Annotated in this window: 13 protein-coding genes; 7 read left to right on the forward strand and 6 right to left on the reverse strand. The window is 69.6% G+C overall.

Going from position 1 to position 10314, the window contains the following annotated elements:
- Window positions 1-313: hypothetical protein (locus tag ACWJ6R_RS21380; protein ID WP_449063934.1), on the forward strand; the 313-nt coding region annotated here is incomplete at its 5' end.
- A 240-nt stretch (window positions 314-553) separates the two neighbouring features.
- Complete coding sequence (locus ACWJ6R_RS21385) at window positions 554-1204, forward strand: class I SAM-dependent methyltransferase (protein ID WP_449063935.1); 651 nt, start codon at window positions 554-556, stop codon at window positions 1202-1204.
- Window positions 1205-1440: 236 nt separating this feature from the next.
- Here the strand turns inward: ACWJ6R_RS21385 and ACWJ6R_RS21390 are convergent, their stop codons facing one another.
- The 6 genes from ACWJ6R_RS21390 to ACWJ6R_RS21415 all read right to left on the reverse strand — a co-directional run bounded on the left by ACWJ6R_RS21390 (window position 1441) and on the right by ACWJ6R_RS21415 (window position 6426).
- A complete protein-coding gene (locus ACWJ6R_RS21390) occupies window positions 1441-1782 on the reverse strand; it encodes a hypothetical protein (RefSeq protein WP_449063936.1) in 342 nt (113 codons plus the stop codon).
- Between the two features lie 3 nt (window positions 1783-1785).
- On the reverse strand, window positions 1786-2184 hold the full coding sequence (gene fliS / locus ACWJ6R_RS21395) for a flagellar export chaperone FliS (protein WP_449063937.1): 399 nt from the start codon (window positions 2182-2184) through the stop codon (window positions 1786-1788).
- A gap of 1 nt (window position 2185) precedes the next feature.
- Window positions 2186-3925 (reverse strand): flagellar filament capping protein FliD, encoded by a 1740-nt coding sequence (gene fliD / locus ACWJ6R_RS21400; protein WP_449063938.1) that lies wholly within the window; start codon window positions 3923-3925, stop codon window positions 2186-2188.
- 164 nt (window positions 3926-4089) lie between these two features.
- Window positions 4090-4593: a flagellin gene (locus ACWJ6R_RS21405; protein ID WP_449063939.1), complete on the reverse strand. Its 504-nt coding sequence runs from the start codon at window positions 4591-4593 to the stop codon at window positions 4090-4092.
- 65 nt (window positions 4594-4658) lie between these two features.
- On the reverse strand, window positions 4659-5300 hold the full coding sequence (locus ACWJ6R_RS21410; RefSeq protein ID WP_449063940.1) for a flagellin N-terminal helical domain-containing protein: 642 nt from the start codon (window positions 5298-5300) through the stop codon (window positions 4659-4661).
- Window positions 5301-5562: 262 nt separating this feature from the next.
- The gene (locus tag ACWJ6R_RS21415) at window positions 5563-6426 is read right to left on the reverse strand and encodes a sigma-70 family RNA polymerase sigma factor (protein WP_449063941.1); all 864 of its coding nucleotides are present in this window, start codon (window positions 6424-6426) and stop codon (window positions 5563-5565) included.
- A 272-nt stretch (window positions 6427-6698) separates the two neighbouring features.
- On the opposite strand from ACWJ6R_RS21415, the gene ACWJ6R_RS21420 reads away from it, so the two are divergent.
- The 5 genes from ACWJ6R_RS21420 to csrA form a co-directional block, all read left to right on the forward strand.
- Window positions 6699-7181: a flagellar protein FlgN gene (locus ACWJ6R_RS21420; protein WP_449063942.1), complete on the forward strand. Its 483-nt coding sequence runs from the start codon at window positions 6699-6701 to the stop codon at window positions 7179-7181.
- Window positions 7182-7184: 3 nt separating this feature from the next.
- Window positions 7185-8633 (forward strand): flagellar hook-associated protein FlgK, encoded by a 1449-nt coding sequence (gene flgK, locus ACWJ6R_RS21425; RefSeq protein ID WP_449063943.1) that lies wholly within the window; start codon window positions 7185-7187, stop codon window positions 8631-8633.
- Window positions 8634-8648: 15 nt separating this feature from the next.
- The gene (gene flgL / locus ACWJ6R_RS21430) at window positions 8649-9530 is read left to right on the forward strand and encodes a flagellar hook-associated protein FlgL (protein WP_449063944.1); all 882 of its coding nucleotides are present in this window, start codon (window positions 8649-8651) and stop codon (window positions 9528-9530) included.
- Between the two features lie 20 nt (window positions 9531-9550).
- Window positions 9551-9976, forward strand: a complete 426-nt coding sequence (locus tag ACWJ6R_RS21435) for a flagellar assembly protein FliW (protein ID WP_449063945.1) — start codon at window positions 9551-9553, stop codon at window positions 9974-9976.
- 47 nt (window positions 9977-10023) lie between these two features.
- The coding region (gene csrA / locus ACWJ6R_RS21440; protein ID WP_449063946.1) for a carbon storage regulator CsrA at window positions 10024-10314 on the forward strand (291 nt) is incomplete at its 3' end.

The following is a 10314-nucleotide window of genomic DNA, read 5'->3' on the forward strand; positions in this document are numbered from 1 at the left end:
TAAAGTCCCGACACCACCGGCGATCCCGAGCCTTCGAAAGAGCCGTGAAAGCGCCTCGGAACACCTCGGAGCGCCCCGACAGAGCGGGGAGCACGGAGCGAGAGGCGTGATCACCGGGAACCGGAACGGTGACCGGATGCGATCCACTGCCCGTGTCTCCTACAGGGAGGAGGGAATCACCTCCCTCACCGACGCCCAGCGTGAGCCACTGCCCCGTGCCGCCTGCGGAGAGGAGGGGGATCCGGCCGCTCTGGGGAGGCTCTTCGCACCGGCGACCATCACGGCTCGGTTCCGGCAGGTGTTTACGCCGTGAACACTCCGCAGAGCGCGTCAACGGGGGATCGTGCCCGCTGTACAGAAGCCTCGGAAAGACACCACAGGCGCAGCCGTCCGGCCGAGAACATGAGGCGGCGGTCGGCAGTCGCCGCCCCGCAGAAGGAAATTTGCTGTTTCGGCAAAACTATTTGTCGAAAACGCGGCCAGCGCCGCATAGTGCGAGACGGGGGCGGCGGTGACCGCGTCCTGATACGGAGACACACAGGAGGTCATGCTGATGGCAGACGACACCGTCTCGGACGAGCAGCTCTGGGACGCCCGCTACAGCGAGAGCGACCGGATCTGGAGCGGGAAACCCAACGCCGCGCTGGTCCGTGAGATCACCGACCTGGAGCCGGGCCGTGCCCTGGACCTGGGCTGCGGTGAGGGGGGCGACACGATCTGGCTCGCGCAGCGGGGCTGGCGCGTCACCGCCGTCGACATCTCCAGTGTCGCCCTCGACCGTGCGGCCCGGCACGCGGCGGAGGCGGGTGTCGCCGACCGCATCGACTGGCAGCGGCACGATCTGGGCGCGTCCTTCCCCGATGGCGCCTTCGACCTCGTCTCCGCGTGCTTCCTGCATTCGCACGGCGACATGCCCCGGGAGAAGATCCTGCGGACCGCCGCCTCGGCCGTCGCCCCCGGCGGGACACTACTCGTCGTCGGGCACGCGGGGCCGCCGCCCTGGGAACGGCACGATCACCACCACGTGGACCTCCCCACGCCGCAGGAGGTCCTCGAGTCCCTAGATCTCCCGGACGGGCAGTGGGAGGTGCAGCGTTGCGAGGAGCACGAGCGGATCCAGACCGGCCCCGACGGGCAACCCGCCACCCGTACGGACAACACCCTCAAAGTCCGCCGCTTGAACGCCCGGGAAGAACCGTCTTGACGTGCTCCCGGGCCTGAGGAGCGGGACATCGGCCCCGCTCCGGTAGCCGGTCGGGCCCATCCGAATGGGACTACGCCTCCCGTACGCTCGACCAGGCCGGGAAGAGCCGCGGCCCGTGAGACCGTGAACGTCGGCTCTGTCGTCGGCCGTCCGCGAGGCGGAGCCGTGCCGGCTGTGCCCGCCCTTCCTGCCGACCGGCCGTGGCACTCTCCCCGGCGTCGACCGGGGAGAGCGCGTCACGCGGCGCAGTTGATGTAGACGGGGCGGTGGCCGCCGTCACTGCCGGCCTCGACGCGGGCCAGCATCGCGGCCTGACGGCGGTTGCCGACCATGACGATGGCCAGCGCCTGGGCCGCGGCGAGCTGGCGGGCCAGGATCGCGTCGGCGCGGGGGCGCAGGTCGAGCGGGAGTGGGCCGAGGCCCTCGGGGGGCGACCAGGGGTCGACCGGGGCGATTTCACGGGCGCGGTGATCACCGGAGAGCATCGCCTCGGTGGCGGCCACGTCCATCTCCAGTGCGTCGAGCGCGGCGGACCAGGCCGTACGCCACTCGCCGGGCCTGGACGGCTGGGCTGCCATGGGTCACGCGACCCTGGCTGCGGCGCCGACGGTGGCCCCGGACGCGGCGGTGCGCCAGGCGTCGCGCAACGGTTCGACCAGGGCGCGGCAGGAGGCCACCTGGGCGGCGTCGCGGCGCACGTTGGCCTGGATGAGCTGGGTGAGCAGGAAGCCGTAGAGTTCGGACAGGCCCCTGGCACCGTCCCAGGCGTCCATCTTCAGCGAGGAACGCAGCTCGATGACGATCTCCTGGGCGTGCTGGAGCTGGGTGGAGGCGGTCTCCCGGTCCCCCCGGCCCAGGGCCTCTTCGGCCTTGACCAGGTCGAGGACGAGCCGGTCGTAGAGCATGACGAGCAGCTTGCCGGGGGAGGCGGTGGTGACCGCGTCAGCCATGTACCGGGCCCGCATGGAGGGGTTGTTCATCTCACGATCCGTTCTCGATCTGGGGCAGGCTGGCGATCTGCCCGGCCAGCCAGCTCGACTGCTGGTTCATCTTGCCGAGCGCGACCTCGAGGTTGGTGAACTGCTTGCGCAGCGCCTCCTCGCGCCTCTCCAGGCGCAGGTTCCAGGCGTCGATCCGCTTCTTGTAGTCGGTGAGCAGGCTCTCACCGCCCTTGATGGCCGAGGTGATGGTGGTGGTGCTGTTGTTGACGATGATGGTGAGCTTCTCGGCCAGCCCCATCACCTGCGTCACTTCGGTCTTGGGGACGGGGTTGCCCTGCGCGTCGACTCTGGCCTCGAGCACCGGGTCCTTGGCCGTCACCGCACTTTTGACCTTGTCGGGGTCGGCGGCGTAGGCCTTGAGGAACGTGTCCTTGCTGAAGGCGAGCTTGCCGGCCTTGTCGAGCTGGACGCCGATCTGCGCGAAGCTTCCGTAACCTTCCTGCCCGTAGCCCACCTGGCTGAGGATGGTCTGGGCCACCTGGCGGACGGCGAAGTTGCCCGTGAGCGGCTGCTTCGTCTTCGCGGTGGAGTTGTAGGCCGTCTGGCTGCCGATCTCACTGAGCACGGCGTTGGCGGCGTCGACGAAGGCCTGCATCTTGCTCGCGACGGCGTCGCTGTCGGGTGAGCTGGTGACCGTGACGCCGGTCTCGACCTTGTTCGCCGTGAGGGTCACGCCCTGCATGACGCCGGTGAAGGAGTTGCTGCCGCTGGTGACGGTGTAGGCGCCGGCGGTGCCCGCGCCCACGGTGATCTTCGCGTCCTGCGCGGCGACCGCGATATTGGCGGTCCCGGCGAATCCGGTGCGCGTGGCGGTGGGACCCACCGCCAGGCCGGTGACGCTGATGGTATTTGCGCTGACCGGGTCGGCGCCGTTCCCGCTGGCCTGGGTGTGGAAGACCTCCAGCGTGGTGGCCCCGTTGGTGGCGGTGGTGACCTTGGCTTTGACGCCGCTGATGCCCGCGTTGTTGATCGCGGTGGCCACGTCCTGGGCGGTGGCGACCCCGCCGGCTCCGGTCGGGGTGACCGCGACGTCGACCTGGCTGCCGCCGCCGACCGTGATGCCGACGCTGGTGGCGCCGTCGGCCAGCGCCGAGGTGGCGGCGGTGGCGAAGGTGGACGTGGCACGGGCGACGCCGACGAGTTCGAAGGCGGCGGCCATACCCGTCTTGGTGGAGGTGAGCTGGAGGACCGTCCCCTGGTCGGTGGTGACGACCGCGGCGCGCACGTCCAGCTTCTTGGCGTTGATGGCGTCGGCGAGGCCCTGGGGGGTGTTCTTGTCGGCGGCGAGCGCGATGTCGACCGGGTCACCGGTGCCGATCTTGATGCTGACGCCGGTGATGGGCGGGACGTCGCCGTCGGTGGCCAGCACCGGGGTCGTGGCGGAGGCGAAGGAGACGGTCCGGACCTGCGCCTGGGCGAGGCGGTCGACGTCGAACTTCAGGGTCGCCGCGGCGGCGCCCGTGGTCCCGACGGCGGTGACGGCGGCCGAAGAGGAGGACGCCTTGGATCCGGTCCAGGTGGCATCGGCGAACATCGCCTCGGCGGCGGTCTTGAGCGCGGCCAGCCTGGTGTTGATCGACTGGTAGGAGCTCTGGACCTTCTCCTGAGCGGTGACCTTGGTCCTGAGCTGGGTCTGCGGGGCCGCCTCCACCTGCATGAGCTGGGAGATCAGGCTGCTGGTGCTCAGGCCGCTGACGAGTCCGTCGATGCTGTTGGTCATGTACGCGGATCCTCTCTTCGTGTCCCGCTCCGTCACGCGGGTCCTCACGTCCGCTCTGCCAGGCCGACGTGCCGGACAGGCGGAAGGGCGGCCGGCGGATCACGCCGGCCGCCCTTCCGTGGAGATGCCTCTCACCAGCGGGTGCCCTCAGGCACCTGCGGTGATTAGCCCAGGAGCTTCAGGACGGACTGAGGCGCCTGGTTGGCCTGGGCCAGCATCGAGGTGCCGGCCTGGCTCAGGATCTGGTTGCGGGTGAAGGCCACCATCTCCTGGGCCATGTCGGTGTCACGGATGCGCGACTCCGAGGCCGACAGGTTCTCGATCGCCACGTTCAGGTTGTTGATCGTGTGCTCGAACCGGTTCTGGTAGGCACCCAGCTTGGCCCGGGTGTCGGAGACCTTCTCGATGGCGCTGTCGATGTCGTCGATCGCGTTCTGCGCCGCCGTGGAGTCGGTCAGGTTCACGCCGCTCAGGCCCAGGTTGCCGGTGTCCATCGCGGCGATCTGGACGTTGATCCGCTCGTCGCCGTTGTTGTTGGCGCCGACCTGGAACACACCACCCGAACCGGTGGCCAAGGTCACGTCCTCCGCTACCACGGTGGTGCCGAGGGCCGCACCGTCAGCCTTGGTGATCTCAAAGGCGTTCTTGCCGGTGAAGGAGAACTGCACGCCGGCGCCGTTGGGGTCGACCTTCGACTGGAAGCTGACCTCGTCGCCGTCGCCGCCGATGTCGGTCAGTGCCTTCTTGATGCCCGCGTTGACGGCGTCAACGAAGGCCTCGGGGGTGGTGTAGGTGGCGCCGCTCGCCCCCGGCAGGTCACGGTGACCGTCTGGACGCTGCCGTTGATCTCGGTCTCGACCGCGAACTGGTTCTCGCTCGCAGTCCCGCTGACCGTCTTGGTGCTGAACGCCGCCGCAGCGGTGGGGGCGGTCTGGAACTGCGCGCCGTAGCTGCCGTCCAGCAGCTTCTGGGTGCCGAACGAGGTGGTCTCGGCGATCCGGTTGAGCTCGGTCTTGAGCTCGCCGAACTCCTTGTTCGCCGCCTTCACCGCGTTGGCGTCCTGGGAGCCGCCGTTGGAGGCCTGGACAGCGAGGTCACGCATGCGCTGAAGGATCGAGTGCGTCTCGGTGAGCGCACCTTCAGCGGTCTGCACGACCGAGACACCGTCCTGAGCGTTGCGGACGGCGACCTTCAGACCACCGGTCTGGGCGCGCAGGCCCTCGCTGATGGACAGGCCGGCCGCGTCGTCCGCGGCCCGGTTGATGCGGAAGCCGCTGGAGAGCTTCTCAAGAGACTTCGACATCGCCCCGTCGTTGACCGACAGGTTCCGGTAGGCGTTCATGGCGCCGATGTTCTGGTTGATACGCAGACCCATGATGTTCTCTCCTTGACTGGGTTCTTGCCGGTCCATCCGTGGCCCGGGCTGCCGTTCTCATCGGCGGCGGTCCGGGATGCTGAAGGTTTCTCCGCAGGTTTTTTCGGTTTACTCCGGCCGCGTGTTCTCAGCCCTCGTACGGCAGGCCGGAGCGCGGGTGGAACGCAGGCCGTACGGGGAGTTCGGGGAGTCGTGCAGGCCGTGAAACGGACCGCGGCCAGGTCCGCGACAGGGCCGCAGGAGTCCGGAAGGGCGCGCGGGCTCAGGCGATGCGGGCGACCGGGGCGCCGAGGGCGTCGGTCAGGGCCAGGCGGCTGCGCAGGTCGCCCTTGGCTGCGATCTCGGCGTAGTAGGCGGTGCGGCGCTTGGCGACGCAGCCGTCGGGGCGCTCGGGGCTCTTGACCATGGTCGGCTCGAGCTGGGCGTTCATGCCGTCGCGCAGCAGCACCAGGGCCTCGGCGCGCAGCTGGGAGACGCGGGACTCGGTCACGCCGAGCTCGGTGGCGATCTCCGCCATCGGCCGCTCCTCGAGGAAGTAGCGGGTGACGACGAGTCGCAGGCGCTCGGGCAGCGAGTCGATCGCGTGGGTCAGGTAGCCGAGGCGCTCGCGGTGGAGCAGCAGCTCCTCGGGGCCGGCGGTCTGCTCCTGGACCATGTCCTCGGCGGTGCCGGGGGCGAAGCCCTGCAGGCTCAGCACGACGGCGCGCTGCACGTCCTCCTCGATGGAGTCGACCTCTTCCTCGGCGACGCCCAGGGCGGCGGCGAGCTCGCGGTTGGTCGGGGTGCGGCCGAGGGAGCCGCTGAGCTGCTGGCGGACGGCGTCGAGCTGGCGGGCCCGGCTGCGCACCGAGCGGCTGGCCCAGTCGAGGCCGCGCAGCTCGTCGACGAGGGCGCCGCGGATGCGGACGGCGGCGAAGCGGCCGAAGGGGGTGCCGCGCTCGGGGTCGAAGGACTGGGCGGCGGCGGCCAGGGCGGCCAGACCGGCGGAGGTGAGGTCGTCACGGTTGACGTGGGAGGGGACCCGCATGAGCGTCTCGCGGACGATGTGGCCCACCAGCGGCAGGTGCTCGCGGACCAGGTTCTCGATCTCGCGGCTGACGGTGGTCGTGGTGCCCTGGGTCCTCACGTGCAGCCCTTTCGTGACGATGTGCTGAGAAGTGGTACATCCGGCGTGTTCGGTGCCGATATGAAGAGGAAACAGGCACAAAGAGGTAGGAACCGGTTGCTTTCGGTTGCTGAACGGTTGCGGAAACTCACTTCTCGTCATGGAGCGAGCACGGGCGGTCATGGTTCGCGCGCCCGGCGGGGAAGTCCTCAGGCCGGGCCGTTCACTGCCGACGGGGTCCGGTGAGGAAGCGCGCCGCCCAGGCGCCCCCTACGACTGAGAAGGCGGGACGGATGAGTTTGGCCGATCTGTCGAGCACACTGTGGCGAGTCCGCGAGATGCTGGATCTCCTGCTGTTCAAGCTCGAAGAGGAGCAACTCGTACTGGCGGCGGGCAAGACGCGCTGGCTGCCGCACGCCACCCGTGAGGTGGAGATGGTGCTGGAGCAGATCCGCCGGGCCGAGGTCCTGCGCGCGACCCAGGTCGACGAGGTGGCCGCCGAGCTCGGCCTGCCGCCCGCACCCAGCCTGTCCGCTCTGGCCGAGGCCGCCGGCGGCCCGTGGGCCGAGCTGTTCACCCAGCACCGGACCGCGTTCCTGACGCTGACCGCCGAGATCACCGCGCTCGCCGAGGCCAACCGCGAGCTGCTCACCGTCGGGTCGCGCGCGGTCCACGAGGCGCTGATGAACGTCACCGGTTCCGTGTCGACCTACGGCCGTTCCGGCGAGACCATCGGCGGCGGCCGTTCCTCACGACTTGTCAACGAGGCGATGTAGCAGATGAGCACCTTCTCCGGAATCTCCACCGCGCTGAGCGCCCTGTACGCCCAGCGCCAGGCGCTCGACGTCAACGGCCAGAACATCGCCAACGCCAACACCGAGGGCTACACCCGCCAGCGGGTCGACCTGAACTCGGTCGGCGGGGCGGTCACCCCCGCCCTCTACTCCGTCACCGACGGCCTGGGCACCGGCGTCACCGTGGCGGGCGTCACCCGCATGCGCGACGCCTTCCTGGAGTCGCGCGGGCAGATCGAGCACGCCAAGTTCGCGCAGCTCGCCGGGCAGGAGGAGATCCACCTCCGGATCGAAGAGGTCTTCAACGAGCCCAGCGACACCGGGATCCAGTCCCAGCTGTCCGACTACTGGAACGCCTGGCACGACGTCGTCAACCAGCCCGGCGACCTGGCCGCCCGCGCCCAGCTCCTGCAGCGCGGCGGCACCGTCGCCGACAGCCTGCGCAGCGGCGACGACGCCCTCGACTCGCTGTGGAACAGCACGGCCGACCAGCTCGACTCCTATGTCACCGAGGTCAACACCGCCGCCGACACCGTCGCCCAGCTCAACAAGGCGATCGTGCGGGCCACCGCCGCGGGCCTGCCGGCCAGTGAGCTGGCCGACAAGCGCGACGGACTGGTGCTGCGGCTCGCCGAGCTCACCGGCGCCGTCTCCAAGTCCCTCGGCAACGGCGCGGTCGACGTCCACCTGGGCGGGGCCAAACTGGTCGACGGCGGCTCCGCCCGGGAGCTGCAGGTCGCCGGCGGCGGCTCGCTGCGCGACGTGATGGCCGACCCGGTCGCCAACGCGGTCGCGCTGCAGTGGAAGGACAGCGGCGCCGACGCCGGCGTCGCCTCCGGCCAGCTCGCCTCGTCGCTGCAGTCGCTCAACAAGGTCCTGCCGGAGTACGCCGCCAAGCTCGACGAGGTCGCGGCGAAGCTCGCCTCGACCGTCAACACCCAGCACGTCAAGGGCTACGATCTGAACGGCGCCGCGGGTGGGGACTTCTATACCCCCGTGACCGGCACCGTGATCACGGCCGCCACGATCACGGTGGGCGTCACCGACCCTGCGAAGGTGGCGGTCTCGTCCGTGCCGCCGAAGGTCGAGACCGACCCGATCACCGGGGTGGTGCTACCCCCCAAGGGCAACCTCGACGCCGGCAACGCCGACGTCCTGGCGACTCTGGCCAAGGCCGACGGCGGTCCCGACCGGTTCTACCGCGAGACCGTGACCTCCCTGGGGGTCGCCTCCCAGTCCGCGCAGCGCCGGGCCACCATCCAGGCCGGCGTGACGCAGAACAACGACGCGCAGCGCGCCGCGCAGTCCGGGGTCAGCCTCGACGAGGAGATGGCGAACATGCTGCTCTACCAGCGCGCCTACCAGGCCGCCACGCAGATGATCAACACGATCAACGGCACTTTCGACTCCCTCTTCAGCATGATCCGGGGCTGATGACACATGACCTACATGCGCGTTACCGAGAGTTCCATCTCCACCAGGGTGCTCAACAACCTGCAGGGCAACATCAACCGGCTGGGCGACATCCAGGAGAAGCTGTCGGGCGGCAAGCAGCTCTCCCGGCCCTCCGACTCGCCCACCGGCACCACCTCGGCCCTGTCCCTGCGCAGCGAGATCCGCATACAGGAGCAGTACACCCGCAACACCGATGACGGCCTCGGCTGGCTGGGCACCATCGACACCGCGCTGACCAGTGCGAACAGCCAGGTCAACCGGGCCAGGGAACTGGTGCTGCAGGGCATGTCCTCCGGTGCGGGCGGCTCGGTCAGCGCGCGCACCGCGCTGGCCTCCGAGATCGAGAACATCCGTGACGCGCTGATCGGCATCGCCAACACCACCTACCTGGGCCGGCCGGTCTTCGGCGGCGCCGCCTCCGGCTCGGTGGCGTACGAGAAGGACGGCACCTACAACGGCCAGGGCGGCGAGGTGCTCCGCACCATCGGGGACAACACCAAGGTCGCGGTCAACTCCGACGGCGAGAAGGTCTTCGGTAAGGACGACAACCAGCTCTTCAAAGTGTTGACCGACATCGCCGACCATCTCAAGAACAGCCCGGGGGGCCTCGGTGACGACCTCACCCGCCTCGACACGAGCATCAAGAGCATGCAGACCGAGGTCGCCGACGTCGGTGCTCGTTACAATCGCGTGACACAGATGCGCGACACGGCCGACACCCGGATCCTGAGCCTCAAGACCCAGCTGTCCGACATCGAAGACATCGACCTACCCCAGACGATCATGGAGTTGACCCTGCAGCAGACCGCCTACCAGGCGGCGCTGGCGGCGACGGCCAAGGTCGTGCAGCCCTCACTCGTGGACTTCCTGAAATGATCTCTGTAGAGGACCGCCCGATGAACGCAGACACCGCGGCCCCGGTGGACACCACCGGCGGCGAGCTGCCGACGATCGAGTTCGTCTGCCCGATGCCGGGCTTCGCCGACAACCGCCGGTTCGTGCTCGTGCGCGTCGACGAGGACGGCGTGCTGTACTCCCTGCGTTCACTGGACGACCCGGCCCTGCGCTTCCTCGTCATCTCGCCGAACCCGTTCTTCCCGGGCTACGAACCCGAGATCGACGACGCGACCCTGGCGATGCTCGGCGCGGGCCAGACCTCGAACCTGCTCGTCCTGCTCATCGTCACGGCGCCGGGCTCCATCACCGAGGCGACGGCCAATCTGCTGGCCCCGATCGTGGTGGACACCGCCACCCGCCGGGCGGTTCAGACCGTGCTGAGCGGCTCGGACCTGCCGGTCCGGGCTCCCCTGGTATCCGTCTGAGATCGGTTAGGCTGCCGATACACCCCCGGTGAGAGAAGGAGCCGCACGTGCTGGTGCTGACCCGCCGCTCGGGGGAGAGCCTGATGATCGGTGACGACGTCGTCGTCACCGTGCTCGACGTCCGGGGAGACGTGGTCCGGATCGGCATCCGCGCGCCGCGCTCGGTGCCGGTGCACCGCGAGGAGATCTTCCGGGAGCTGCAGGCCGTCAACCGCGAGGCCGCCTCACCCAACGAGGACGCCCTGGCCGCGCTCCGTCGCATGCTCCGCCCCGGAGGCCCCGCAGGTCCCGCCGGACCCGGTGGGGCCGAGGGCGCCGGCGGCGAGGAGACCGGCGGC

Source organism: Planomonospora algeriensis, from assembly GCF_977012225.1.